The following is a 25,424-nucleotide window of genomic DNA, read 5'->3' on the forward strand; positions in this document are numbered from 1 at the left end:
GTCCTGAGAAAAGTCAGCTACTCAAGTCCTTCTCGCTATTGCGCCAGCAGTGGGTCTTCCGGGTTTATGGCTTGAAGCGTTCTGAGGAGTAAAGCGGTTTTGTCCTTATCCCCGGCTTGTGCGGCATAAGCCAATAACGCCTGGCGTATGGCTCTATTGGTCGGATCTCGCTTGAGCCCGATGTCGAGCAGCTTTTCTGCTTCGGCCTTTTCCCCACTTTCATGTAGCCCTATGGCATAGGCGTAGAGGTAATCACTGTTGTCGGGGGCCTGGTTGTGGGCTTTTTCCAGGTGGTTCAAGGCCTTGCCGCGTTGCCCCTGTCGAACACTGGCCATGGCCAGGGCATGATGCAGAGCCGCGTCCTCGGCATGGCGTTCATCGGGCTGTTGGAAAACAGGTAGGGCTGCAGACGTGTCGTTTGCGGCAGACTCAAGGTGCGTATTTACAGCGGATGAACGCTGTTTTTCCGCATAGTTTTTCCTGGTGTCGGTTGTCTCTCCGGGATTGTGTGGCGGTTGGTTAAGCCCTTCTTCAAGCAGCTTGATCCCTGCTTGGGCGTCACCTTGCGACTCAAGCCACTGAGCGAGCAGGATTCTGGCTGGCTGGTACCGTCGATCACGTTTCAAGGCTTCTCGTAGCGCGGGTTCCACATCCTTTGTCCTGCCGTCCAATTGGTAAAGCATGGCCAGGTTTACATTTGCCTCTGGACGCTCGCGAAGGCTGTGTTGCCCCTGCTCGTATTCGCGGATGGCCTGCTCGAATCCCGCAGGAGCCGCATGGCCCGACTGTGGAAGCTGTGCTATTTGCCAGGCTGCGGCGATGCGCACCGCGCGTACGGGATCCTGTAACAAGGGCCTGAGCGCCTGCATCTGCAGTCTTTCAGGGGCCAGGGCAGCCAGGCTGCTTACTGCCACCTCGCGCACTTGCGGCTCGCTGTGCGCCAGCGCCTGGAGAGTGGAGCGCAGCGTGCGTTGCGAAGGGTAGCGATACAGCTCTGCCAGCAAGGTCGCCCTACGAATGGCAGGCAGGTTTTCGTGCTGCAATTGCTCCAGTACGGCCGCCAGTGCGCCTTCCCCTCCGTGCCTGGCGGCGAATAAAGCCGATGCATAGCCGTTATCCCTGGGCTGGGGGTTACTGAACAGCTGGTTGAACTGCGTTTGCAGGCGAGCCGGTGGCATCTCCGTATGGCAACCAAGGCAAGCGTCGCTGTGCCCCAACTTCATGGCCTGAGCAGGGTTTGGCACACTGAAGCTATGATCGTGGCGTTGATCCTTGACCATGAAGTGGCGGGCCGGCATATGGCAGCTGATGCATTGAGCGGCGGGGGTGTCCTGCCGATGACGATGGTGCTCCTGCGAGTCGTAATTCTTGGAGATTAGCCCGCTGGAGTCGATGCCTGCCCGGACTGCCTGGCCCGATGGGTTGTGGCATTGCGTGCACAGGGCATTTCCCGTGGCGCGTAATTCGGCGGAGTGAGGGTTGTGACAGTCCGTGCAACGCACGCCGGCGGCATACATACGGCTCTGTACGAAGGAGCCGTACTCGAAGACTTCGTCTTTGATCTTGCCATCAACTTCATTGAGGACTGGGCTAAGGGTGCTGGGTAGGTAGTCATCCATCATACGATTGGCATGCTGGTAACCATCGCTGAGTGCGGCCCTGCGGCTGTGGCAGCGACCGCAAACCTCTGCCTCTCTTCCTGCACTGTCGTCCACTGCTGCGGATGAAAAGCCATGGCCAGTCTCCTCGGTTGGACGCTCAAGCCATTCCAGGTGACCTGCTGCGGGGCCATGGCAACTTTGGCAGCCCACCCCGAGAGCCTGCCAGCTACTGGCATAGCGGTCGGTAAGCGGATCGTAGTTGCGCTTGAAACCCGTGGCATGACATTCGATGCACATAAAGTTTGCATTCTGATTCGGCCCCGTCCAATGCAGGGCGTCGTCATGCTCGATCTGCTGGTCTGGATAGAGTTCGAACCATTGGTTTTTCTGGGTATCCCAGGCCACGTCGAGCGCCTGTAGCCGCCCGCCGGGCAACGCCAGCAAGTACTGCTGCAGCGGCGTGACACCAAAGGTATAGACGACAGGGTAGTCAGCCGGCTTGCCATCGGGACCTGTGGTATTCACCCAGAAGCCATCGGCCTTGCGCCGAAAATGGGTGTGTCCTCGCGATCCGGAAAGGGTCTGGGTATCGAAGTTGCCCAGCACCGACTGTTCACTTGCCTCCTGCATTGCCAATTGGTGGTGGGAGCCTTGCCAGCTCTGGTGCTGCGGCTGGTGGCAGGTCTGGCAGCTGTCTTCGGCTACCCACTGGTCAGTGGCCGATGGGGGTGTTGGGCGCACTGTACCCATTCCAATCCAGGCACCCAGGCTAACCAGTGGCAGAATCAAGCATGCGAAGACTATTGTGCGGCGATTCATTTCCGCATTATTGCGCTGTAAGCGAGCCATCGAGATCCATTGGACTCAGAGTTCATCCAGCGAGTCCTCTGGACAAAGTTCTGTGGCCATATCCGCGAGGTCGTATCCCTCCTGTCCGGCGAGTAGGAGCTTGTTGACTATGACCGGTTGCGCCAGCAACTTGCCGAGAAATGGCTGTTTACCATCGGCACTAGCACCAATAACGGTGGGGTTGGCTAGCACTTCTGCAGAGTCGGGGCGGTGCAATACGGTATCGCTATCCAGCAGCACTTCACCGTTCCAATAGAGCAGCAAACGTGAGCTTGCGGGGCCTGGGAAAGGGTAAGTGCTGGCAGGCTTTACATGGGCACTGAGCACAAGTTTGTTACAACGCTGGGTTATGGTAGTTATCGGGGCGCTGAACTGCTCGATATCCCCAACGCTGACCCGCACGCGTCTGTCGGGAAGCCAGTCCAAGCGCCATACGCCGGGTTGATCAACTAGCGTTTGTAATCTTTCCGTTGTCGATAATTCACCCAACGCTAGCCCCAGGCTGAAACCACCAAATACCGGGGCTCTCTGGAAGTCCCTGCCGCTGAGTCTTGCCGGCTGGCCTTTCGTATCGGGTTGCCAGGTAAAAGGAGGGCTGCGTAAATCACGCTCAACTACTTTCATTAACCGGCTGGCCTGCTCCCGTTCCGGTGCCCTCGTCTGTTCGACGCCATTTTCTGAGGCCGCACCAATCGCTGGAGTAACCGGGCCGGCCTGGAAGCCACCTAATCCATCCCGATAAAACAGCCTGGATTGATCAAGCAAATGAGCGGCATAGCTCATGCCCAGGTCTCCACCATCTGCCATCCATTGGAAAGCTGCAGGTTCCGCCATGGATTCACCATCCATCAGCGGGCGCAGATTGCGCCCCATCAGATCTCCTGACGTCTCGCCACCGGCCAGCGCCAGCAGGGTCGGATAAAGATCGGTGATATGTGTTGGTGCGGTTATTTCAGCATTTTCATAGTGCCCAGGCCAGCGCAGCCAAAGGGGGCTGCGTACGCCGCCTTCCAAGTACGTAGCTTTCTTGCCTAGCAGGGGATAGTTGTTGTCTCGCGCAATATTGGGGCCGCCGTTGTCGCTGGCGAATATCACAATGGTGTTTTCTGCCAATCCCTTACGCTCGAGGCTTGCCAGTAGGCGCTCGACGTTGAAGTCAATGTGTTTGAGGATGGACTGAAATTGCCCCTCGGCGGTGTCCGGGAATTGATCGGCAAACCTGGGTGAGGGTTGATAGGGCGTGTGAGGTGAGAACAGCCACAGGTTGATAAACCAGGGCTGTTCACTGTCTACCATCAGCTCTAAGGCTTTGTCGGTCAACAAGTCGTCCAGATAGCCCTGATACTGACGAGGTGGAGTCCCATTATCCTGGAGCCAGGGATCTATATGGGTTGGCTGCTGGCGCAATATGCCCCCATCCGGACCCGGCCCGCGAAGCACGAAATGATTGAGCATGCCGAACCAGTAGTCGAAGCCGTGATACCCGGGCTGAATCTCCGGATATTCAAGCGCCTCTCCTACATGCCACTTGCCTACATGGGAAGTTCGATAGCCCAGGGCCTGTAGGCTTTTGGGCAGGGTCTCCAGGTCTTGGGAAAGACCGAGGCCATCTGCTTGAAAGCCGACACTTACTGGGTGCTGGCCGGTCAGCAATGCCGCTCGGCTGGGAGAGCAGGTGCTGTCGGTAAAGTGCCTGCGAAAGCGCACGGATTGACGGCTCAGTTCATCCAGCGTCGGTGTCGGGGCTGTCCCGTCACCCCAGCTGGCAATATCATTGTTGCCGAGATCATCGGTAAAAATCAGCAGGATATTCGGTCTGGGTTGTTGATCAGGGTCATTGCCTGAACAACCCGCGGTCAGCAGAATGGCCAGCAGCGCCAGGCCGCACAATATGGTTCTGAGAGAAGCCGACACAAAAGGATCCCTGATTAGTGAGTAACGCATCATTTCCGAAATTGCTCGATGACCAAGCCGCCATGCCAGCCGCCTCGGGCCTGTTGATCAATTATTCGGCATTGCAGGGCGCTGTAGAACGGTTGGCTCCTCTCTATCAGGATAACCAGCCATTTCCGCACATTGTAATTGATGACTTCCTGTCCCCATCTACGCTGCAGAAGCTTTTGCAGCAGTACCCTTATGATCAGGGGCTGCCTATCTGGAACGATGCCACGCACAAGGACAAGAGCAGCGGCGAATATGTGCAGAAAGACAAGCGCAATATCCGTGACTGCCTGCAGATGCCCGAGGCCTACAGACAGTTGGTCTGGGAGTTGAATTCGCATTATTTTCTCGACTTCCTTAGCCGAATGACCGGTATCGATAAGCTGATTCCCGATCCCAATCTGCGCGGGGCTGGAATTCATCAGATTAGCCGAGGCGGCTTCCTCAAGGTCCATGCCGACTTTGCGACACACCGCGACTTTGCTCTGGATCGCCGCCTCAATTTTCTTTTGTATCTGAATCAGGATTGGCCGGAAGAATATGGTGGCCATCTGGAGTTATGGGACAAAGACATGCAAGGTCCACCCAAGCGTGTTTTACCGATTCTCAACCGCTGCGTCGTGTTCAGCACGACCGCGAGTTCCTACCATGGACACCCCCAGCCGGTGACTTGCCCAGAGGGGATCTATCGTAAATCCTTGGCGCTCTACTACTACACTAACGGCCGTCCCGCCGGAGAGGCTGAGCCAGGATTCGCTACGCTTTGGCAAGAGCTTCCCGATGCTTACCGGTGATTATCGGTAAATGGGATTTCAGCCGAAGGAAGGGGCTTTCGATACAGTGGTAACACACCACCGCCAGCAACCATGAGAGCAGGAAGCTGCCGGCAACAGCAGCCAGCATTCTGATATCCGTCCATGTGCCTGTATCACCGATGGCTACTTTGACGGGATAGATCAGATAGAACTGAACCGGTACATGCACCAAATATAGTGAGTAAGAAATAGTGCCGAAGTGACTGGCCAGCGGGTTAATGAATACACGCAAACCCAGGGTCAGCGGCCCCAAACTACATAGCAGCAGGCCCGCCCAGATCAGAGCCTCCAGATCATGGTAGAACGGCATCGCCAGCAGAGCCGCTTTCTGCCCCATCAGGCCATACCACTGTAAAAGCGATGTCAGCGCCCCCAGCAGAAGTAGCGCGAGCAAGCCAAGCATTTGAGGTGAGCTGACCACTTTCGCGTAGCCACGGCTGAGATAAAACCAGCCGGCCAATCCGCCGAGCAAAAAGGCAGAGCCTCGCCCAAGTAGCGATGACTTGCTACTTGGAGGCAGGCCTAGCCACTGCGGTTGCAGCAGGTGAATGCAGTGGAATATGAGCCAGGCGGTGATTCCTGCCGCCACCAACCAGCGACCTCGGGGATAGTGCAGTGCCAGCATCACCCAAGGCAGCAGCAGATAGAACTGCACCTCGGTGCAGAGTGACCACCAGGGCACGCTGAAGGGAAAAATCTCAAAGCCAACCGGGATAAATAAGAGTGCTCTCGCCGCGCTGGTGGAGTTTGTAGTGATCAGCCAGGCAACCAGAATGGCCACATAATAAAGCGGGATAATGCGTAGCAGGCGGGCGCTGTAGAACTGGCGAATACTGATGTGTTCGCCAGCTCGGATCGCCCGGATAAATGGCTGCGTCAGAAGAAATCCGCTAAGCACAAAGAACAGCGTGACCCCGGTATTCCCCGCCCCTAAAAGTCGAAGCCATAACGGCGAATCAGCGGCTAAGCCTCTGGCGCTATCGTCACGCAGAATTCCGAAATAGTGGAAGGCAATGACCAGCAGGATGGCCCAGCCTCTTATAGATTCAAGTTGTGGGATGTAAGTGGTGGTTTGACGTAGGCCTGCTGCTACCTTCGACATTTATTGTTCGTTCGCTTGGATCTTGGAGGATGACTGGCGATTACCAGCCTCCAATGGTGGAGTGAAGTTGCTGCAACTAATCTCTATTTGACGGTCCACAATGTACTGTGGTCGCCGCTTCACCTCTTCAAAAATCTTGGCCACGTAAGTAGAGAGCAAACCCACTGAAAAAATGATCACCCCGCCAGTTATCAATGTGGTTAGGATCACCGTGGTGAAGCCGTCCAAAGCGACACCATTGAGCTTGTCAATAATCGCTTTTCCCGCAATAACAATGCCTGCCAAGGTGAAAAAAATACCGGCATACAGGATTAAATACAAAGGGGTAGATGAGAAACCAACAATGGCGTCAAGCGACATTCTAAGTAATTTGATCCGACTCCAACGGGTGCCGCCGGACTTTCGTTCAGGAACACTGAAGGGGATTCGGGACGTCGAAAAACTCATCCAGCTGACTATTCCTCGGAAGAAGCGTGCCTGCTCACGAAAGTTTAAACATTCATCCACAACAAGGCGGTCTAATAATTTGAAGTCAGTATGCCCGCGCATATTAATACCGGCCAAGATTTGGAATGTCGAATAAAATGAACCTGCCAGAAATTTCTGTAATAACGACTCTTTTCCACGATGTTCTTTTACTGCCTCCACAACACGTGCGCCAGCTCTCCATAGGCTAATCATCCTGGGTATTAATTCTGGGGGGTGTTGTAGATCGGAGTCCATGACAATAGAGGCATCTGCTTTGGATGCGGCGAGTCCGCAATAGATTGCGGACTCTTTGCCGAAGTTGCGCGCTAGGGAGAGAACAGTCAGTTTCTGATTCAGGCAGCCTGCTAGCTCCTCACAACGCAGTAGCGTTTCATCTACTGAGCCGTCATCCACCACGATGAGCGCGAAGGTTACGTCCTTAATTTCATCCAGATGACTACAGATTTCCTTAAGGTGATCCTGAATGAGCAAGCCTTCATTGAAGACCGGTATAACGATGTCGACACGGATTTTATTCATTCTTACTTTCCGGCCTTCGGTAAATCTTGCTGTAAAAGGTTCTTTCATCCTTAGTAATAGCCATGAACAGGAGGTCGCTCGTCAACAATTCGGCTCCTCGTATCTGGTGCGCTGTATTGATCACTCCGCCACATGTCGTCAAAACCATGCCGGTTGTAACTCCATTGTTCAGCACGATAGCGCAGAGTTTATAACCCGGAACGCCTTGGCCTGCACCTGCGAAGGGTAAGATAGGCGCGGGGATGCCGCTACTGCTGCCCGTGGCTTCGGCGGCCGCTATGTTCCAGCGGAAGGTATTTGCTTCTCTCACCAGTATCGACTCTAGAAACCCCCCCTTCACATTTTGACTGCGAAATGCGTGCAGAGAGTCATCAATCATGCACTGGCAAGTGAGCGAGTAAGCCTTCAATCTGAGCACGTTCGGATAGCTTGCGGCAAAGGCCGGGCGGATCAGGACAGGTGGTGAGCTAATACCAAACCGCTCGCGCTTGAGGTCAGTAAGAAATGCGTAGTGGTAATAACTTAGAGCGTACTCAAGGCTTGGGCGAACTGCATTAGAAGCATCCTGCTCCCAAAGAAACCGCGACTGGACATCGAATGCATTTGCGCTTGCGATGTTGCTCGCGCTTCCTTCGACTGTACTGAAAACGGTAAAACCAAACAGCGTGAGAGCTGAGCTAACTGCCAACGTTCGTCCATGTGAATGGGCCAATTGCTGAATAGCCAAGCCGGCGAGCATTGCGATAGCAGCGTGAGGTACCAGTAAGTAGCGCAAGTGGAATTTGAATCCCACTGACATTGCGAGCGGTACCAAGGGCAGGAGGATGCATACACCAAGGGCCATACAAGACATAAAGCCTTGCAGATTCCGCGCAAGGATAGTTTTCCACGCAAGGTAGAGTATCAGTGCACTAACAATTAAGGAGCCGGCAACACCGTAGAGCAAAAGTGGTACGTCGACTAATGGGTAAACGCTGGCAAGTGAAATGGAACTAAAGCCGACCCCATAAACGTCCCCCGGAAGCCCAAGCATATGAAGTCGCCACAAAATATAAGTCAGAGCTGCTATAGCATGAGCCAATAGAAAGACAACTCTTTTACCGACAGGCCGTCGATCTATGAAGAAAAGCAATAATGGCAAAGGCGCATAGAACTCCTTGGCCAGCATGGCAAGCAGATACAGTATCGCGGAAACCAGCATCCACAACAGCGATTCCTTCTTGACGCCATGGTGATAAAGAAGAATCGCGGCCAGGCAGAAGATCATGCCCTCAACATAATGCCGAGTCATTAATTGTATAGTGCACAAAAAGAAACCTAGGCCCGAAACGAATAACACTGCAGTGCACAGGCCAAAGAACGGCTTCAGCCAGATTCGAACCACGCAATAATAAAGAACGGCTAAAGCCGACAGTGCCAGACTCTGGTGCAGGTAGTGCCATATTGGATCAAGGGCAAGTACTTGGTCCATTGCAAAGGAGAGGATGACCCAAGGCGTGAAATTATTGCCGCTGAACTGTCTATAAATGGCGGGATCAAAAAAATAATCGAACGGGTAGTGCGTCAATGCAAAGTGGACAATTTGAGGGTCATCCCAGCGCCAGAATCCTACGCCTTGAGTGGAGAGCAGGAATGTTGCTATTACTATGGAGGCAGAAAAACAAAGGTCTAGATTTCTGGTCTTCAAAGAGGTCATGCTAGCCCCGGTCCCAGATGATAAGCCAATCGCCCTGTATATTACGAATTCTGTTGATGGGGACCTGAAATAGATGTGCGAGCTGGTAAGGGTTCATAAAGAAATGTATGTGTTCATCCAGTGTATGAAAGAAGTAGCGCTGGCGCGGCACTACCACAATCAGACGTTTGCGGGCCACCCGCTTCAACTCTCGAATGGCAGTTGATAATTCTAGGACGTGTTCGAGCGTATGTGTGCAAGTAACAACATCGAAGCACAGGTCAGGATATGGAAGGTTAGTAATGCTGCCGTCTACAAGCTCGGCAAAAGAGCTTGATGGTCGATAGTCTATGCCGAACAGCTTAATGGCGGGGTGAGTGCAGTGAATCTCTCCAAGCAGAAACCCACTGCTGCAGCCAGCGTCTAGCAGTGTATCGGTTTGCGCGGGTATTTCTTTGAGAATAGTAGCTACCGATGTGGCATTGAGGTCAGTCTTTCGCTTGCGCGAAAGGGAGGTCAGGTTTTGGTAGAAATGCGCGATCTCGCCTTCCGACATTGTATAGAAGGCCCTTTTGAAGTTCATCGCGGAGCGGGCGTCCTTCCTTCCGTAAGCCAATAGGTAGAACGGCCACATGAACCAGCGGCTATCTCTGATAATGGGAGGAAAGCACTCGTCCATTACGAAACGAATAGCGTTAGTAAATGATCGATTCATGTTCATTTGCTCGTAATCATGAATACGCCTGTCGTTGCCAAAGCAACCCCTAATAACTGTTGAGTGCCCAGACGCTCTTGGAAGACAAGAGAGGAAAGCATTACCACTAAGATCAATGAAAGTGCTGTATAGGCGGGGTAAATGACAGCCAGGTCAAACTTACGCAGTAGCAGCAGGTAGTAAGCAAACACGCCGCCATATAACGCAAGAGCCATAGAGATTCGTGGCCACTCCTCCAAGGCGAACCTAAGCATGCTCTTGCTGGTATTGAGCGCTGCCGATTTCATCAGCAAATGAGAAGCCGCTAACAGCGTCGACAGGACGAGGATGTGAAGAATGGCTTTCATTTAAACCCTTAGGTTATCAACGTAGGCGGAGACCTTACTCGGGCTTCTGCGGCTGCAAGCGCTTGAGCTTACGGGTGTTTTCCAGATGCTTGCTGGCATGTACATAGAATGCGCGCACGCGTGCGCAGGAGTCCTCCGTTTGCTCTTCGAACAGCAGTTTTAGTAGTTCTGGATCATTGCTGCGATCACCACCCGGTTTACGCAACACGCCAAGGCCAAAACCATGGTTGAAGGTAAAGGTTTCGTGCTGGCCGCGAATTTCGTCCCAGAACTTCCAGGCCCCGAAATCCTGCAGGCGCGCCTGCACATCGTGGAACAGAATAATGCCGCCCGGTTTTATCTTGGGGTACCAGTTGGCGAAGTCCTCGCTCACCGCCTCGTAGGTGTGAAAACCGTCGATGTGCAGAAGGTCGATGCTTTCTTCATTGAAATGCCGCAGGGCATCCTGAAAGTACATGCGCATCAGATAGGAAAAACCATGGTAGTTCTGACGGTTATGGTTGTTCACCGCGTTAAACACCGACTCGTCATATTTGTCGGTGTGCTCGTCGCCCTCGAAGGTGTCGATCGCATAGCACAGGCCATCAATTTCGTTTTCCTTCATCGATTGGCAGAAGGTGAAATACGACAGGCCCTTGTGTGTACCCAGTTCCACCAGCATCTTCGGGCGCAGGGCCGCGATCAGGTCATAGCCAAACGGCAGGTGATCGACCCAGGTGCTGAACACCATATGCTGGGGCTCGAAGCGGCGAATCGACGGCGGCATATAGACGAGGCTCATACTTTTTATTCTCTATGTTGATAGGTGTATTGATCGCAACGATACCGGCAGGGTCACTGGGCGGGAAATGTGCCCGTCTGGGACGGGGCTGCGTGGGCCCGGCGTATATGCTCTTTTACACGCTCGTCCGCATACATATCCTCATTGCGTTCGGCGCAGCGCTGTACCCGGTGCAGCCCGCGTGTTACTGAGTGCTGCAGATAACGTAAGGCAGGACCCGGCACCTTGCCCAGCAGAATGGGTTCCACGGTTGGCGAGCGGAAGGGCTCTCCCAGCAGTTCGGTGAGCTGCTCGCGCTGCCGTTGCAGGATGGCATCGCGCTGGGCCACTTCCGATGTGGTAACCCCGCCGTGCAGTTGATGGAATGAGCCTTCGCCCGCCAGCATGAACGAGCGGGTACGTGGATGCATAGCGGCCTTGCGGTAGATGCAGAGATTCAGTGCGCCGCCGCCCGGCAGGTCGAAGCGCTCATCGGCTTGACCGATTTCGCGAAATACATCGGCGCTCAGGAACAGGCAATTGCACTCCATAAAGGGATGAAAGATCCCGTTGGGGTTAGCCCCGCTCAGGCAGGAAATATCGAACAGGGCATAGCCGTTGTTCTGCCAGTCGATTTCGTCGAGCAGGCGCTGTTCCTGCTCCTCGCAGTAGCCGTGGGTCAGGTGGAATTGCTGCTCGTTCTCCCCAAGGTGGTAACCCGGCACCACCACCATCGCATTGGCCGCCATGCGCCAGGCCATCAACGCATAGTGCACGACCCCCGGGGTCACCATCCGCGCACCGTCGATCATCAGGCCGATATAGCGGCCCTGGGCCTGGCTGAAGGCGAAGTTGATGGCCGCTGCGGGTGAAACCCCTGGTTCATCGCGCAGAAAGTAGCGGAAGTTTCCCGGCAAGCGGGCGATAGTTTCAGCGTCCATATTCCGCTTTGAACGGTTCTCCACCAGGATCACTTCATAGTCGCTGGCTTCCACACCCTGCTGATAGGCCGGGCTGAGGCTGATCAGGGTATTGAGTGCCTGGCGTGGCATGTCGTAAGCGATGACGATAATCGACAGCAGGGGTTGGCTCATTGCGGTTGAACCTTGTCCAGTGAGTGGCGGATAAAACGATAGACACTCGGATGCGGCGAACCGAAGAGGATCGGCCTAACATTCGGGGGCGCACGGTCGTCGCCTCGCAAGGCCCGATCCTGGTCATCCAGCTGTTTGTAGATCAGGTCGCGTTCGGCCTTGCGCGTGCCGGTCGTAACCCCCCCGTGAAACTGATGAAACGAACCTTCGCCGAACAGCATATAGAAGGCCGTGCCCGGGGATTCCAGCAGGCGCTTGTAGAGGTCGAGGTTGGCGTTGCCGCCGCCAAAGTCGTTGTAGCGAGTATCGACACCGCCCAGCGCTTTCCACTTCTGCGCGGACATGGCAATAAAGTTGCTCTCGTAATTGGATTGGAAAAAGCCCCCCTGACAGGAGCCACTTAGGACGGCGATATCAAACAGACTGTAGCCATCCTGAGGCCAGGCGATGCTTTTCAGAAGCTCAGCTTCGGCCTGCTCGTCATACCCCTCGTTGACGGCCACCTGCTGCAGCTTGTGGCCAATGTGGTAGCCCGGTGCCGAGACCGCGGCCTGTGGGTCGGCCTGAAAGGCGGAAAGCGTCAGGCGCACAACGCCAGGCGTCAGCATTCGCGCACCATCGATCATGATGGCGACATAGCGCCCCCTGGCTTGCGCTGCACCGAAGTTGATCGCGTTGACCGGGCTGCGCTGGCTTTCCTGGCGATGGTAATAGCGCACATTGGATGCGTGCTGACACGCGCGAGCAGCGCCGAGCAGTCGATCCGAATGGTTTTCCACCACGATAACCTCGTAGTCCTTCTCGCGGACGCCCTGCTGGTATGCGGGGCTCAGCGAGAGCAGGGTTTTCTCGGCTTGGTCGGGCATCTTGTAGACGATCACCACGATCGACAGTTTGGGCCTAGGGCGGAATAGCGACATCAAGGGCTCTCCTGATCAGCGGGCGCAGTCGCGAAGTTCTTGATAGAGCGCTTCATACTCTCGCGGCAGGGGTAGCGGCTGCTGCTGATGGTGTTTGAGGTCGGCGCTGAAGAAGCGCTCCTCAGTCAGCGGTTCAAGTGCCATCTGCTGCAAGATCACATTCAATTTGTCATGCAGCGTGGCCTCATCCTCGTCGAAACACAGCAATGCAAAGCCGAATTCCCGCTGTAGCTTCAGCAGCTGCTCGTTGTAGGCCTTCCACAGCTTGAGTGCCTGCTCCAGAGGCATGCCGCCGCGGGCTGCCAGAGACTGGGCGACAGCTGTGGGGTGGCGGAATATGCCGACAAACTTGAGGTCGGGGATCAATTCCAGCCAGCCGTCCACGACCAGCAGGGAGCGCGGATCCTTGAACCCCCAGCGTGGCACGCCCTGGTAATCGGCAATCAGCTGTTTAGCCTGATGCCGCTCTTGCGCTGTCCACTTGAGGGGCTCGGCGGGCGGGTTGTCCCAGGCGCAGCCGCGAGCGGCGAGCAGGGCGTCATGGAATGCGACGATCTCCAAGTTTTCCCGATTGCCTTTAAGGTTGTGCGGGTTCCACGCGCTATGTTTGCCTAGCTCGAGCCCGGCTTGCTGCAGCGACCCGGTCAAAAAGCTGGTGCCGCTCCGATGCATGCCCACCACCATGACGGGGCCGGCCGATTGGGCAGGCATAGGCTTGGACGATTGAACGCGCGAAAGCAGGGTCTGAATAAACCGCATGTAAAGCCTCTTGTTGTCAGCGGCAGGGCCATTTTTCGGAAAGCATACGGGCGAGACTTGCGCGTATCTTGCTGAAAAAATACCGCATTGTGTTTAAATGAGCGCCCTATTTCAATCAGGCCAGCATGTCGATGAATTACCGGGAAATTCTGTGGTACGGGGTTTACAGCGACCTGCGTACGGAGATTGCCAGGCGCTTTCTTGGTTTTCTCTGGTGGATCATTGAGCCGGTCATGTACATGGCGGTCTTCTATGTGGTGTTCGGCATGGCCCTGCGCCAGGGCGGTGACGATTATGTGCCATTTCTGCTCAGTGGAATGATCGCCTGGAAGTGGTTCGATGGCTCGGTGCGCCAGGCTAGTGTGTCGATTCCGATGAACGCCGGCCTGGTGCAGCAAATCTATGTTCCCAAGTTTCTATTCGGCTTGATTCAGATTTTCAGCAACACGTTCAAGTTTCTGATCGTGCTGCTGCTGCTTCTAGGCTTCTTGCTGGTGATTGGCAAGAGGCCTTCGCTGCCCTGGTTTGGCTTGCTGCCGATCATTCTCAGCCAACTGCTGCTGATCACCGCGTTCGGCTTGCTGTTGGCTGCGCTGATCCCCTTCGCTCAGGACCTGAAGCTGGTGGTGGATAACCTGCTGATGCTCATGATGTTCATGTCGGGCATTTTCTTCAGTGCCGACAGCGTGCCGGAGTCGATGCGCTTTGTCTTTGAGCTTAATCCGATGGTGCTGGTGATCGGTGCCTATCGTGCCGTTTTACTAAGCAACCAATGGCCTGATTGGTCCGACCTCTGTTATGTGCTGTTATTGGCGCTGCCGGTGCTACTAGTCGCTGCTCTGGTCCTGCGACGTAACGAACGTCGTTATCCGAAACTGATGCTCTGAAGGTGCAAGTATGAGTGGCCAGGTCGTTTTCGAGGCACGCAACGTCGGCCTCTCCTATCGGCAGCGTGCGGGTGTGCTCAGGTTCAACAATTTCTGGGCTTTGGATGACGTAAGTTTCATCCTGCGAGCAGGCGAAACGCTTGGGGTTATCGGTGCCAATGGTGCGGGGAAAAGCACCTTGCTACGGCTGATCGCCGGGATCATCGATCCTGATCGTGGCCATTTATGGCGTCATCCCCACAAGACGGCCAGCCTGCTGGCCCTGAATGTCGGCTTTAAGCCCGAATTGTCTGGACGTGAGAACGTTGTGATTGGTGGCTTACTGTTGGGCCTGCGACTCCAACAGATCAAATCGCTACTAGACAAAATTCACGAGTTCAGCGAGCTTGGCGACTTTTTCGAGCGCCCGGTCGGCACCTACTCCACAGGTATGCGCGCACGCTTAGGCTTTGCGGTCGCCATCCACGCCGACCCGGATATTCTGCTAATCGATGAGGTGCTCGGGGTCGGTGACCAGAGCTTCAAAATCAAGTCGCATGAAGCCATGAAGCAGAAAATCGGCTCAAACAAAACGGTCGTGCTTGTTTCCCATAGCATGGAAGCTATTCGTGAGCTGTGCGACCGGGTGCTGTGGATTCATGAGGGTAAAAGTATTCTTTGCGGCCCGTCCGATGAGGTTATTAACGCTTATCTGGAGGTCGTACGCCAAGCCGTAAAGCAGGCCAACCAGATAGCCAGAGATGCAGTAAGGCCAAGCCTTCGACCTAGTCAGGCTGCGCTCAATCAATAAAAAGAGGGGGAATACCCCAATAGCCCACGTTCGAGGTGAGCATGAGTGTATCTGCCAGTAAAGTCCTGGTTGTGCTGGGTATGCACCGCAGTGGCACCAGTGCCTTGACCCGGGGCCTGCAGGCTCTAGGCGTGGAGCTGGGTGGTAATCTGATGCCTGCCTTTGAAGGTAATAACAGTAAAGGCTTCTGGGAGGATCTGGAGATTGTCGCCATTAACGACGCCTTGCTAGAGCAATGCGGGCAGAGTTGGCACAGTCTTGGCGATCTCAGCCAATGTAATTGGACTGCGCTGCTGGCTAGCCCCTATGGGCGAAGGGCCGTTGACTACCTTGCCGCGCAAATCGAGCGTTATCGGCTTTTTGCCTTCAAGGATCCGCGAATGGCGCGACTGCTGCCGTTCTGGAAGCTGGTGTTCCAGCGCCTGGGTGTGACGCCGGTCTTTCTTATTGCCAGCCGCAATCCGATCAGCGTGGCCTTGTCGCTTGAAAAGCGCGATGGCTTTCCTGCCGAGAAAAGTCACCTGTTGTGGATCGAGCACTGTCTACCCAGTTTGCTGGAAACCCAGGGCTATAAGCGCATGGTGATCAGTTATGACCGATTGTTGGCCAGTCCCCGCGAGCAGTTGCAGCGCATCGCCCGTTTGAGTGGACTTGAAGAGCCCTCTGAGGCCGACCTGGTTGAGTATTCCGAGAGTTTCCTTGATAAGCAGTTGCGCCATTCACATTTCTCTGTGGAGGACATACAAGGTAACCCTGGTCTTCTCGCCGAAACCCGACTGTTGTTCGAGCTGCTCGAGCAACTGGCAACCGATGCGCAGGACTTGAACGATAGCAATACCAGTGAGGTATTGAATAACCTGATGCTACAGTTGCGCAGGTATATGCCACTGCGTGCCTTGTTGGCTACGCAAGAGCATAGTGTTCTGAACCAGCAAAGGCAGATCAGTCTGCTGGAGCAGCAGTTGCAGAACGCCGTTATCGCCCACGCGAATGAGCTCGCGCAACAACATGCAGTGCAGGAGCAGCTTACGGAGCAAGCACAGCTGTTCGCACAGCAGAAAAAGCATCTGGAGCATCAGGTTGCAAGGCTGCAGCAAGATCTGTTGAGTGCTCACGCCAGCATGGCAGAAATACGCAGCTCAACATCCTGGCGGCTGACCCAGCCGTTGCGCTCTGCCGGCAGCTTCGCCAAGCGCCTGGTCGGCTGGTCTCGGCGCTCGCTCAGGTCCATCGCTCGCGCGCTCTACTTTCGCTTGCCGCAAAGGTTCCGCGCACCTCTGCTTAATTGGGTGTTTAGCCGCTTGGGGTTTCTGTTCCGGACTTCGATTCACTATGAGAACTGGCGGCGGCAGCAGCAGGTGAGTCGCGCCGAGGGTATCCAGGGGTTATATGGGCTGCTTTATGAGACCGATGCGGAGTCACCCTCCACTGGTCGTTATGCGCTAGAGCAATCCTACGCTAGCCAATACTGCTACTTACCACCGCGGCGTACGACCAGCATCGATCAGGCATTATCCGGATTTGCTCGCCATCCCTTGATTTCAATTATCACGCCGGTATACGGCGTTGCCCCACGTTATCTGGAAAAACTTATCCAGTCCGTAGAGCAGCAGTGGTATTCCAATTGGGAGCTAATTCTGGTTGAAGATGCCGGGCCTAATGAAGAGACCCGTCGTTTTATGCGAGGGCTCGATGAACCGCGGATCAAGGTCAGATTCCTTGAGCAGAACGGTGGTATATCCCATGCCAGCAATATTGCTCTAAGCATGGCGCAGGGCGAGTATGTCGCCTTTCTTGATCATGACGACGAGCTGACGCTCGACGCATTGTACGAAGTTGTAAAAGTCATTAATGAGCATGATCCCGACCTCATTTATAGCGACGAGGACAAGATTGATGCGACGGGAAATTTCAGTGATCCCTTCTTCAAGCCTGGATGGTCGCCCGATGCGCTGATGAGCATCATGTATACCTGTCACCTGTGTTGCATTCGGTCACGTCTGGTCGAGGCGATTGGCGGGTTACGCCTTGGTTATGAGGGGGCTCAGGATTATGACCTTATCTTGCGAATTACCGAGCAGACACAACGCGTCGTGCATATTCCCAAGGTGCTATATCACTGGCGCATACTGCCCTCATCAATCGCCTCAAGCATCGATGCCAAACCCTACGCCAGTGATGCAGTTCGCCGCGTCAAGGAAGATGCGCTACAACGCCGAATGCTTTCTGGTTGCGTTGAGTCCGTGGCCCATATGCCTGGACAGTTTCGCATCAACTACCGGCCCGTAGGCACCCCGCTGGTGTCGATCATTATTCCAACCCGTGACAACTACTCGATCTTGCGGCAATGCATAGAGTCCATTCTGGAGAGGACTCGCTACGAGAACTACGAAATCATTCTTATGGATAACCAGAGCGTCGACGAGGACTCCCTGGCGTATTACCACAGCCTGGACCTGCTTCCGCAGATACAACTGCAGCGCTATCCTCACCCGTTCAACTATTCAGCCATTAACAACCTGGCGAGTCGTTACGCTGCGGGTGAGTATCTGCTCTTCCTCAATGATGATACGCAGGTCATGGAAGGTGATTGGCTGGAGCGATTGCTCGGTTTTGCACAGCTTGAGCATGTCGGCGCAGTGGGGGCCAAACTGCTTTTCCCCGGTTCAGAGCGGATTCAACATTGCGGCGTATTGAACCTTGCCGATGGTCCTGGCCATGCCTTCTACAACGCGCGCAATGATATGCCGCTGTATTTCGGGCGCAATATTCTCGATTGGAACTGGCTGGCGGTAACCGGTGCCTGCCTGATGGTCGCTCGCCATAAATTCGAGTCTATTGGTGGTTTTGATGAGGCGCTGCCCATTGCCTATAACGATGTCGACCTGTGTCTGGGGCTGCATCGGGCTGGTTGGCATAATGTAGTGTGTTCTGCTGTAGCGCTTGTGCATCATGAGTCAGTTTCTCGTGGGGTTGACCACGAGGATGTCGTTAAGCTCAAGCGGCTTGGTCGCGAACGTCGCAAGCTGTTTCATAAGCATCCTGGCTATTTCATGCGTGACCCCTATTACAACAATAATCTTCACCAGAACAGCGTCGACTTTCTGGTGTTGAACTACTGACAAGAGAATCAGGTGCTATGGAACGCTATCAGCTATTGCTGGAAGAGTTTGACAGGATACTGCCCGCTGTCCGGGCTGTTTCATTTGATGTATTCGACACCCTGCTTGTCCGTGTTCTGCATGAGCCGGAAAACCTGTTTGATCTGATGGGGCATCAGTTGGCTGATCGCGGCTTTGCCGAGCAGCGTAAAACTGCCCAGACGCATGGCTTTAAACAGATGGCTCGGGAGGGGCGCAAAGAGCTGACGCTGGCTGATATTTATGACAACTTGAGCCACGCGCAGCATGGGCCCGCCGTATTAGCTGAGCTGGAACAGAAGCTTGAGCTCGCAGTGATACGGCTTAACCCCGAAGTCGTCGCGATGTTTGATAAAGCTCGGAATCAAGGCAAGGTCGTGGTGCTGACCTCGGATATGTACCTGCCGCAGACGTTCTTCGAGCAATTGGCTGAGCGCTTCGAACTAAGCGTCGATCATCTTTTGGTCTCCAGTGCATGCGATTGCACCAAGCGGGATAAGGGCGAATTATTCGACCTGTTAAAACAACGGCTCGGGCTTGCTGGCGAGCAGATTCTGCATATCGGTGATAACCCGCTTGGCGATGTACAACGCGCCAAGGAAAAAGGGTTGTATACCTTGCATTATCGTCCACCAACCTATGCTGCGCAGGCAGTTTTCGAAGCTTTGCCGGCTGCTTCTGCAAGCGCCGGCCTCTGTGCCGGTCTTGCCCGTTATGCCTGCTACCAAGACTCCAGAAGCCCTTGGTACCGTCTGGGTTGGCAGTATGGTGGCCCGTTGTTGCATGGCTTTCTTGACTGGATTCAGAATGAAGTTCGTGATGAAGGCATCGATCGTCTGCTCTTTATTTCCCGCGATGGCTTCCTCTTGCATCAACTTCATCAGCAGCATTCGGTCGGAAACGTGGAGGCTCGCTATATGCGCGGGTCGAGAGTGGCGTTCACTATGGCCGCGCTCTCCGAGCAGAACTTCCTTGAGTCAGTAACCTTTTTTCTTTCCGGTGCCGACAACATCACGCTGGAGGATCTTTTTACCCGTATCGGCGTTGAACTGCCTGACGCTAGCGTGCTGAGCCCCTTGGGTTTAAGCGCGGCTACACGCATTACTCCGCGCAGCCGTAAGTTAGTAGGGCAGTTCTTGGTGGCAATGCGCCATAAAATTATCCAAGTAGCCCGGGAGACTCGACGTGGCCTGCACCGCCACCTGTTGGAGCTGGGGTTGGCCGATGGTATGCGAGTTGCGTTTGTCGATGTTGGTTGGAGCGGCACAACGCAGAAAGCTTTTGAGCGTACCTTGGAGGGTATGTTTGAACTCGATGTGCAGGGCTACTACTTGAGTCTTTCCGAGCCGGCCGCGAGCCTCTCGCAGAAAACCGGCCTGCGCTTGAAGGCCATGAGCGAGGCGGTCAGGCTGGACGACAGAAGCCGTGCGCTGTTGTACGACAATCGAGCCGTAGCCGAGCTGTTTTTTTCTGCGCCCTATGGCACTACTATCGGGTACCGCCAGGACGCCGAGGGGCACTTATCCTTTGTCGAGGATTGTGAGCGCGGCATCGATTACGACATAGGCTTGCTCGTTGAGTCGATCAACCAGGGCATTAGCGACTATGTCGCGGACGCGGAGCAGCTCCTGCGGACGTTGGCATTGCCAATCGAACAATATCTACCGATGCAGAATCTCCTGCAGTTGCTGGGGCGACCTTCGGCTGAGCAAGCGGCTCTTATAGGTCGAATCTATAACTGGGATGCCTGGGCGAGTAGCGAAGGCTACCGCATCTACTTTGCCGGCCGGCCCGAAGAGTCGACAAGCTATTGCAAACCTGATTTGTGGCCTGCGGGCTGGCAGGTTGTGCGTTCATTGCCTCAGGGAGCATTGCTGCGCGTGAGCGGCTTGAGCGCCCCGCAAGATAATCATCCGGTGTCGGTTGTCGAGGCTGCAGCAATTCGGCGTGCTGTTGAGGTGTCCGCCAATGAGCCAGTATGAGGATTGTCGTGAACGTTCTGCAGCTGCCCGAAAAGAGTCTCCGAAGGTTGCGATTCTGCTGTCCACGCACAATGGTGCCCGTTATTTGGCACAGCAGCTCGACTCAATCATCAATCAGTCTTACCCACACTGGCAGCTTGCCGTGTCCGACGATGGTTCGTGCGACGGCACGCTGGATATTCTGCTTGAGTATCAACGCAGGCTTGGCTACGAGCGCCTGACGATCCAGCCAGGCCCCTGTCTGGGGTTTTATGCCAACTTCTTGTCTTTGGTACTGGATGGGACGGTCGCTGCAGACGCTTATGCATATTGTGATCAAGATGATCTCTGGCATCCCAACAAATTAGAACGGGGCCTGGAGTGGCTGGCGGGTGTGCCGGCTGGATTGCCGGCACTGTATTGTGGGCGCACGCGTTTGGTTGATGAGCGAGGTCAGTATTTGGGACAGTCGCCCTTATTCGACCGCCCCCCGACCTTTATCAACTCCCTGGTACAAAGCCTGGCCGGCGGCAACACCATGCTGTTCAACCATGCCGCCCGCGACCTGTTGATTAATGCTGGCCAGCTACCGATCATTTCTCATGACTGGTGGACATACATGCTGGTCAGTGGGGCTGGTGGGCAGGTTTACTACGATAAGACGCCATCAATTGACTACCGCCAGCACGGGGGTAATTTGATAGGTGCCAATTCCAGCCTGGGCGATCGACTTTACCGGCTGCGCCGGATGTTCGCTGGCCACTTCAAACAGTGGAACGACATCAACATTGAGTCGCTGCGGTGTTGCCAGCATTTGTTGACAGACCAGCACCGCGAAGTGCTGCTGACGTTTGCGATGGCCCGGAAAAAGTCTCTTCTGTTGCGATGCTGCGGAGTTTTGAGGTCTGGGGTATATCGCCAGACGTTGTTGGGTAATCTGGGCTTGGTAGCCGCCATCCTGCTCGGCAAAATTTAAAGAATTGGCACAAAGGATCACCTAAATGTCCCGCCTCCCTGAAGCGACAAACCTGGTCTGGCAGACTGCGGGCGTGACTCCGGAAGCACGGGTGCAATTGCTCCGACAGCGCCCGGTCACCCTGTGGATGACTGGCCTTAGTGGTGCGGGTAAATCGACGCTGGCATTTGCCCTGGAAAAACGCCTGATCGAGCTTGGGCATGCCTGCTTTGTGCTCGATGGTGACAATGTGCGCCATGGCCTGAACGCTGACTTGGGTTTTTCCCCTGAGGCTCGTGCAGAGAATATCCGGCGTATCGCCGAGGTTGCCAAGTTGATGAATGCTGCCGGATTGATTGTCATCACCTCGTTTATCTCACCCTATTGCGAGGATCGACGCACGGCACGCACTCTGATTGGTCCTGGCGGATTTCGCGAGATCCATATCAGTACAACCCTGAAGAACTGCGAGCAGCGCGATCCGAAGGGACTGTATGAGAAGGCCAGGGCCGGATTAATCAGCGAGTTCACTGGCATATCGGCTCCCTATGAAGCTCCCGAGGAGCCTTCTTTGAGTCTTGACACCTTTGAATTGCAGGTAGAGGAGTGTCTGGAGCGCTTGCTGGGAGTTCTCCAGCCTTTCTTAGTAATACCTGAACAATCTCGATAAATATCGCTGGACTTAACTGGTATGTTGAATAACAGGTCAGCAGTTTTAGCCAAAGCCTCTTAAACTGTACCTATCGTTATTCACCACATATTGAAAAGATATCAGTAAAAATCCCTACAATTAAGAAAATATTAATTTTATTCCCTGGCAGCAGGTACAGTTTTAATAAAAAACTACATAACAGTTACAAAGCAACCTATCTAGTAGCCAGGCAATTTCATTTAGCTGTGACTGTTGCATGGTTGATTTTCAGAGGAACATTGTCACCAAGCAAAACACTCTCTAACACCGCCACAAGCGGAAGGATGTCACCATGGAACGTACCCTCAGTTCCGATCTGTTTGTTTCCTCTACTCAATCCAACGCCGACGTTGCACTGCCGCTGCGCGTCGCTGCAACCCTGCTGCAATGGCAGCGCCGCCTGGTAAGCCGCCGCCAGCTCGCACGCCTGGACGCCCGCCTACTGGCCGACGCCGGCATCAGCGAGGCCCAGCGCCACGCAGAGCTGAGCAAGCCGTTCTGGCGCTAAGCGCTATCGCCTTACATCAAACCCGCCAGAGCTTAGCCCTGGCGGTTTTTTTTGTTGTCGATAACATTCAGGCTTCTCGCGCCACGAACTAGAGCCTGCAGCGCTCCATGAGTGCATAGCGCTGGACGGCGCCTGGCTGATCAAGCATGTTGATTACTGTCCCGCCTTCAGGAGCTACGTCGATGACCCCTTTCCGCTTTTTCAGCCTCGCCGTTTTGATGACCGCCGCTACCGGTGCCACTGCCAGCAGCTTTGTCGCCTCCACCGATGCGGTGGTTGGGGCGCTTGTTGGAACGATTGATGCCACTTCCGACATTTCCTCGGGCCTGGGCGACGACAAGGTCGTGCGGGCTGCCCGCGATGACGCCGCGCTGTTTGTCGCGACGGCGGGCGAGATCCGTGGCGTGCACTTGCAGGCCGCGCTTCAGCACATTCGCCAACAGGCCCCGCAGCTGATCGCCGATGACCTGCAACTTGCCCAGGCGATTCTTAGCCTGTAATCGTTTGCCGGGCCAAACCCCGCTCGCAAGCCCGGATGGGTTCCCCTGCGTTTGTCGGGCACCTTGTTGGAACTGAGGCGCGCGCCGCTTATCCAATCAGCACCTGTCCGTTGTTTTTTGTTCTATCGGAGATCGCCATGCACCGTTCCCTAGTCAGCGCCGTCGCTGTTATTGCCTTGTTCGCAGGCAGCGTTCACGCGCAAACCCTGGTCGCCAGCAGCAATATCATCATCCGCGCCGTCGACCGTTCCTTCGACTTCACCTCGGATACCACCACCTCGATCCGCGACTCGAAGATCGTGATTGCGGCACGCGACGACGCCGCCAGCTTCGTTGCCAGCGAAGGCGCAATCCGCGGTGCGCAGCTGGAAGCGGCCCTTGCCGCTATCCGCAGCCGCGTGCCCGAAGCCCAAGGCGCTTCTGACCTGGTGCTGGCCGAAGCCATTCTCGCCCTGTGAGTTGGCCGCGTGCCTGGCTGCTGATTCTGGCTCTGGCCTTCAGCGTCTGCAGCCAGGCCGAGCTGCGTCTGGTTCTTGATACCGATGAGTTAAGCCCCGCCGAACGCCGCGCCAGCCAGGCGCTGCTGCAGGAGGCGATGGGTGCCCTGCCGCCGCAGTTCAAGCTGCGCCTCGATCGATCCGTGCGCGTGCGCTGGCGCTCCATGCCAGCCGAGGTCTACGGCCGCGCCGGACGCTTCAGCGGTATCGAACTCAACGCCCGCCTGCTGTCAGGCCTGAGCGATGGCAGCGCTGCAACCCCCACCAAACGCCCCCATGGCACCGTTCGCCGCGAGTTGCTGGCCACGGTGCTGCACGAGCTGACCCACCTGTACGACCGCGCCCAGCTGTGGCCCACCGCAGAGCGACAGCTGTTGCAGCGCTGCCGCACCCAGGCGAACAGCCGTGGACTGATCGGCCTGCCAGATCAATGTCGCGGGCAGGTCGAACGGCGCTTCACCCTCAGCGACGACCCGCGCCTGCTCGACCTGGCCGGCTGGCCCCAGCGAGTTGGCAGCCGCGGTGAACGCGAGCGCAACAACCGGCAGGTCGCACGCAGCCCGGACGATTACGAATTGAGCAACCCGCGCGAATTTGCTGCGGTGAACCTGGAATATTTTCTCCTCGACCCCCAGTACGGCTGCCGTCGTCCTTCGCTGGCGCGCTACCTGGCCGATCATTTCGCCTGGTCGCCGGCAGCGCAACAGCCTTGTCCCGAGGCCACGGCTTACCTGAACGCTGGTCGAGATTTTGCCCGCCAACCCCTGGGCACGCTCGATCCGGCGAGGGTTTATCAAGTCGACTACCTGCTTGCCGAGGCCAACCAGGCCTGGGCCAGCCGTTGGGGCCACAGCATGCTGCGCCTGGTGATCTGCGCGCCGGGTCGGCCGCGCGGGCCGGACTGTCGGCTGGACCTGGAACATCACCTGGTGCTGTCTTACCGCGCCTTCGTCGGCGATGTGCAGCTGTCCAGCTGGGACGGCCTGACCGGCGTGTACCCCTCGCGTCTGTTCGTCCTGCCGCTCGATCAGGTGATCGAGGAGTACACCAAGGTCGAGTTGCGCAGCCTGGCCTCGGTGCCCCTCAAGCTGGAGCGCGATCAGCTCGAGCAACTGGTGACCCGCGCCATCGAGCAGCACTGGAGCTACGACGGAAACTACTACTTCATTTCCAACAATTGCGCGGTGGAGACACTCAAACTGCTACGCAGCGGCAGCCAACATCCGCGTCTGCAGGCGCTGGACAGCATCATGCCGAACGGTCTGCTCGATACCCTGGTGGCGCGTGACCTGGCCGACCGCAGCGTGCTCGACGACCCGCGCGAGGCGTTGCGCCTGGGTTACCGCTTCGACTCCTTCCGGGATCGCTACCAGGCGATGTTCAGCGTGTTGCAGCAACGCCTGCCGATCGAGCAGAACACTGTCGAAGCATGGCTGGCGCAATCGTCCGATGCGCGCCGCCCCTGGTTCGCCAAGGCTGACTTGCGGGCTAGCGCGGCGCTGATGCTGCTCGAGCAAGCCGCTCTGCGCCGGCAATTGCTGCTGGCGCAGGACGAGCTGAAACGTCGCTACCTGACCGGCCGCGAAGCCCAGGACCCAAGTCTTGACCAGGCGGGTGGCGCACTCGAACAGATCCTTGCCAACAGCGGTTTCCTCAGCCGGCCGGCCGAGCTACTCGAAGGCGGCTATGGCTTGCCCCAAGCGGCCGAGTGGCAGCGCCTGGAGGCCGAAAGTCGCAGCCGCCAACAGCAGCTGCGTCAGCTCAGCGATAACCTCGACCAAGAGGTTCGCAGTTTGCTCGAGCCCGAGCGGCTGGCCGAGCTGGAAGCCAACGAAACCAATCTGACTCAGCTCAGCGAGCACCTGCGCGCCCTGCACAAAGCTGAGGGCGGCCTGCAACTGCCCTAATC

At 55.8% G+C, this 25,424-nt stretch carries 22 protein-coding genes; 11 read left to right on the forward strand and 11 right to left on the reverse strand.

The features are described from left to right. Positions 1-35: 35 nt before the first annotated feature. Both ACX0MV_RS00265 and ACX0MV_RS00270 read right to left on the reverse strand, forming a co-directional pair. Entirely contained in the window at positions 36-2,351 is a 2,316-nt protein-coding gene (locus ACX0MV_RS00265) for a tetratricopeptide repeat protein (RefSeq protein WP_458980484.1), read from the reverse strand. Positions 2,352-2,465: 114 nt separating this feature from the next. Then, complete coding sequence (locus tag ACX0MV_RS00270) at positions 2,466-4,364, reverse strand: sulfatase-like hydrolase/transferase (protein WP_458980485.1); 1,899 nt, start codon at positions 4,362-4,364, stop codon at positions 2,466-2,468. A gap of 17 nt (positions 4,365-4,381) precedes the next feature. On the opposite strand from ACX0MV_RS00270, the gene ACX0MV_RS00275 reads away from it, so the two are divergent. Next, positions 4,382-5,185, forward strand: coding sequence for a 2OG-Fe(II) oxygenase (locus tag ACX0MV_RS00275; protein WP_458980486.1), 804 nt, complete (start codon positions 4,382-4,384; stop codon positions 5,183-5,185). Here the strand turns inward: ACX0MV_RS00275 and ACX0MV_RS00280 are convergent. The 9 genes from ACX0MV_RS00280 to ACX0MV_RS00320 are packed head-to-tail and all read right to left on the reverse strand — an operon-like array spanning position 5,148 to position 13,586. Beyond that, positions 5,148-6,308, reverse strand: coding sequence for an acyltransferase family protein (locus tag ACX0MV_RS00280; protein WP_458980487.1), 1,161 nt, complete (start codon positions 6,306-6,308; stop codon positions 5,148-5,150). The genes ACX0MV_RS00275 and ACX0MV_RS00280 overlap by 38 nt on opposite strands. Beyond that, positions 6,309-7,316 carry a glycosyltransferase family 2 protein gene (locus ACX0MV_RS00285; protein ID WP_458980488.1) on the reverse strand — a complete coding sequence of 336 codons (1,008 nt, stop codon included), beginning with the start codon at positions 7,314-7,316 and terminating at the stop codon, positions 6,309-6,311. Further along, positions 7,309-9,012, reverse strand: a complete 1,704-nt coding sequence (locus ACX0MV_RS00290) for a hypothetical protein (RefSeq protein WP_458980489.1) — start codon at positions 9,010-9,012, stop codon at positions 7,309-7,311. Before ACX0MV_RS00290 ends, ACX0MV_RS00285 begins: the two co-directional genes overlap by 8 nt. Position 9,013: 1 nt before the next feature. Further along, a complete protein-coding gene (locus ACX0MV_RS00295; protein WP_458980490.1) occupies positions 9,014-9,706 on the reverse strand; it encodes a class I SAM-dependent methyltransferase in 693 nt (230 codons plus the stop codon). A gap of 2 nt (positions 9,707-9,708) precedes the next feature. Next, on the reverse strand, positions 9,709-10,053 hold the full coding sequence (locus ACX0MV_RS00300; RefSeq protein ID WP_458980491.1) for a hypothetical protein: 345 nt from the start codon (positions 10,051-10,053) through the stop codon (positions 9,709-9,711). Between the two features lie 34 nt (positions 10,054-10,087). Next, positions 10,088-10,834, reverse strand: coding sequence for a class I SAM-dependent methyltransferase (locus ACX0MV_RS00305; RefSeq protein WP_458980492.1), 747 nt, complete (start codon positions 10,832-10,834; stop codon positions 10,088-10,090). Between the two features lie 53 nt (positions 10,835-10,887). Continuing rightward, positions 10,888-11,907, reverse strand: a complete 1,020-nt coding sequence (locus tag ACX0MV_RS00310; RefSeq protein ID WP_458980493.1) for a glycosyltransferase — start codon at positions 11,905-11,907, stop codon at positions 10,888-10,890. After that, a complete protein-coding gene (locus ACX0MV_RS00315) occupies positions 11,904-12,827 on the reverse strand; it encodes a glycosyltransferase family 2 protein (protein WP_458980494.1) in 924 nt (307 codons plus the stop codon). The genes ACX0MV_RS00310 and ACX0MV_RS00315 overlap by 4 nt, the downstream gene beginning before the upstream one ends. A gap of 15 nt (positions 12,828-12,842) precedes the next feature. Beyond that, positions 12,843-13,586: a sulfotransferase family protein gene (locus ACX0MV_RS00320; protein ID WP_458980495.1), complete on the reverse strand. Its 744-nt coding sequence runs from the start codon at positions 13,584-13,586 to the stop codon at positions 12,843-12,845. Between the two features lie 125 nt (positions 13,587-13,711). On the opposite strand from ACX0MV_RS00320, the gene ACX0MV_RS00325 reads away from it, so the two are divergent. From ACX0MV_RS00325 to ACX0MV_RS00370, 10 genes are all read left to right on the forward strand, one after another. After that, entirely contained in the window at positions 13,712-14,473 is a 762-nt protein-coding gene (locus ACX0MV_RS00325; RefSeq protein ID WP_458980496.1) for an ABC transporter permease, read from the forward strand. Between the two features lie 10 nt (positions 14,474-14,483). After that, positions 14,484-15,263, forward strand: a complete 780-nt coding sequence (locus tag ACX0MV_RS00330) for an ABC transporter ATP-binding protein (RefSeq protein WP_458980497.1) — start codon at positions 14,484-14,486, stop codon at positions 15,261-15,263. Between the two features lie 41 nt (positions 15,264-15,304). Continuing rightward, entirely contained in the window at positions 15,305-18,385 is a 3,081-nt protein-coding gene (locus ACX0MV_RS00335; protein WP_458980498.1) for a glycosyltransferase, read from the forward strand. 17 nt (positions 18,386-18,402) lie between these two features. Then, on the forward strand, positions 18,403-20,385 hold the full coding sequence (locus ACX0MV_RS00340) for an HAD family hydrolase (protein WP_458980499.1): 1,983 nt from the start codon (positions 18,403-18,405) through the stop codon (positions 20,383-20,385). After that, positions 20,372-21,340 (forward strand): glycosyltransferase family 2 protein, encoded by a 969-nt coding sequence (locus ACX0MV_RS00345; RefSeq protein ID WP_458980500.1) that lies wholly within the window; start codon positions 20,372-20,374, stop codon positions 21,338-21,340. The genes ACX0MV_RS00340 and ACX0MV_RS00345 overlap by 14 nt, the downstream gene beginning before the upstream one ends. Before the next feature lie 25 nt (positions 21,341-21,365). Next, a complete protein-coding gene (gene cysC / locus ACX0MV_RS00350; RefSeq protein ID WP_458980501.1) occupies positions 21,366-21,989 on the forward strand; it encodes an adenylyl-sulfate kinase in 624 nt (207 codons plus the stop codon). A gap of 313 nt (positions 21,990-22,302) precedes the next feature. After that, positions 22,303-22,518 carry a DUF1127 domain-containing protein gene (locus ACX0MV_RS00355; RefSeq protein ID WP_458980502.1) on the forward strand — a complete coding sequence of 72 codons (216 nt, stop codon included), beginning with the start codon at positions 22,303-22,305 and terminating at the stop codon, positions 22,516-22,518. A gap of 182 nt (positions 22,519-22,700) precedes the next feature. Beyond that, positions 22,701-23,018 carry a DUF2388 domain-containing protein gene (locus ACX0MV_RS00360; protein WP_458980503.1) on the forward strand — a complete coding sequence of 106 codons (318 nt, stop codon included), beginning with the start codon at positions 22,701-22,703 and terminating at the stop codon, positions 23,016-23,018. Positions 23,019-23,155: 137 nt separating this feature from the next. After that, positions 23,156-23,476 (forward strand): DUF2388 domain-containing protein, encoded by a 321-nt coding sequence (locus ACX0MV_RS00365; protein ID WP_458980504.1) that lies wholly within the window; start codon positions 23,156-23,158, stop codon positions 23,474-23,476. Beyond that, positions 23,473-25,422: a DUF7844 domain-containing protein gene (locus ACX0MV_RS00370; RefSeq protein ID WP_458980505.1), complete on the forward strand. Its 1,950-nt coding sequence runs from the start codon at positions 23,473-23,475 to the stop codon at positions 25,420-25,422. The genes ACX0MV_RS00365 and ACX0MV_RS00370 overlap by 4 nt, the downstream gene beginning before the upstream one ends. Positions 25,423-25,424: the final 2 nt, after the last annotated feature.

The sequence above is a fragment of the Pseudomonas cistanchae genome, assembly GCF_054483635.1.

Bases quoted from the DNA above. Each gene is read 5' to 3' on its own strand.
- ACX0MV_RS00265 (WP_458980484.1), bottom strand. From the start codon at position 2,351: ATGGGTACAGTGCGCCCAACACCCCCATCGGCCACTGACCAGTGGGTA.
- ACX0MV_RS00280 (WP_458980487.1), bottom strand. From the start codon at position 6,308: ATGTCGAAGGTAGCAGCAGGCCTACGTCAAACCACCACTTACATCCCA.
- ACX0MV_RS00285 (WP_458980488.1), bottom strand. From the start codon at position 7,316: ATGAATAAAATCCGTGTCGACATCGTTATACCGGTCTTCAATGAAGGC.
- ACX0MV_RS00290 (WP_458980489.1), bottom strand. From the start codon at position 9,012: ATGACCTCTTTGAAGACCAGAAATCTAGACCTTTGTTTTTCTGCCTCC.
- ACX0MV_RS00295 (WP_458980490.1), bottom strand. From the start codon at position 9,706: ATGAATCGATCATTTACTAACGCTATTCGTTTCGTAATGGACGAGTGC.
- ACX0MV_RS00300 (WP_458980491.1), bottom strand. From the start codon at position 10,053: ATGAAAGCCATTCTTCACATCCTCGTCCTGTCGACGCTGTTAGCGGCT.
- ACX0MV_RS00305 (WP_458980492.1), bottom strand. From the start codon at position 10,834: ATGAGCCTCGTCTATATGCCGCCGTCGATTCGCCGCTTCGAGCCCCAG.
- ACX0MV_RS00310 (WP_458980493.1), bottom strand. From the start codon at position 11,907: ATGAGCCAACCCCTGCTGTCGATTATCGTCATCGCTTACGACATGCCA.
- ACX0MV_RS00315 (WP_458980494.1), bottom strand. From the start codon at position 12,827: ATGTCGCTATTCCGCCCTAGGCCCAAACTGTCGATCGTGGTGATCGTC.
- ACX0MV_RS00320 (WP_458980495.1), bottom strand. From the start codon at position 13,586: ATGCGGTTTATTCAGACCCTGCTTTCGCGCGTTCAATCGTCCAAGCCT.
- ACX0MV_RS00325 (WP_458980496.1), top strand. From the start codon at position 13,712: ATGTCGATGAATTACCGGGAAATTCTGTGGTACGGGGTTTACAGCGAC.
- ACX0MV_RS00330 (WP_458980497.1), top strand. From the start codon at position 14,484: ATGAGTGGCCAGGTCGTTTTCGAGGCACGCAACGTCGGCCTCTCCTAT.
- ACX0MV_RS00335 (WP_458980498.1), top strand. From the start codon at position 15,305: ATGAGTGTATCTGCCAGTAAAGTCCTGGTTGTGCTGGGTATGCACCGC.
- ACX0MV_RS00340 (WP_458980499.1), top strand. From the start codon at position 18,403: ATGGAACGCTATCAGCTATTGCTGGAAGAGTTTGACAGGATACTGCCC.
- ACX0MV_RS00345 (WP_458980500.1), top strand. From the start codon at position 20,372: ATGAGCCAGTATGAGGATTGTCGTGAACGTTCTGCAGCTGCCCGAAAA.
- cysC (WP_458980501.1), top strand. From the start codon at position 21,366: ATGTCCCGCCTCCCTGAAGCGACAAACCTGGTCTGGCAGACTGCGGGC.
- ACX0MV_RS00355 (WP_458980502.1), top strand. From the start codon at position 22,303: ATGGAACGTACCCTCAGTTCCGATCTGTTTGTTTCCTCTACTCAATCC.
- ACX0MV_RS00360 (WP_458980503.1), top strand. From the start codon at position 22,701: ATGACCCCTTTCCGCTTTTTCAGCCTCGCCGTTTTGATGACCGCCGCT.
- ACX0MV_RS00365 (WP_458980504.1), top strand. From the start codon at position 23,156: ATGCACCGTTCCCTAGTCAGCGCCGTCGCTGTTATTGCCTTGTTCGCA.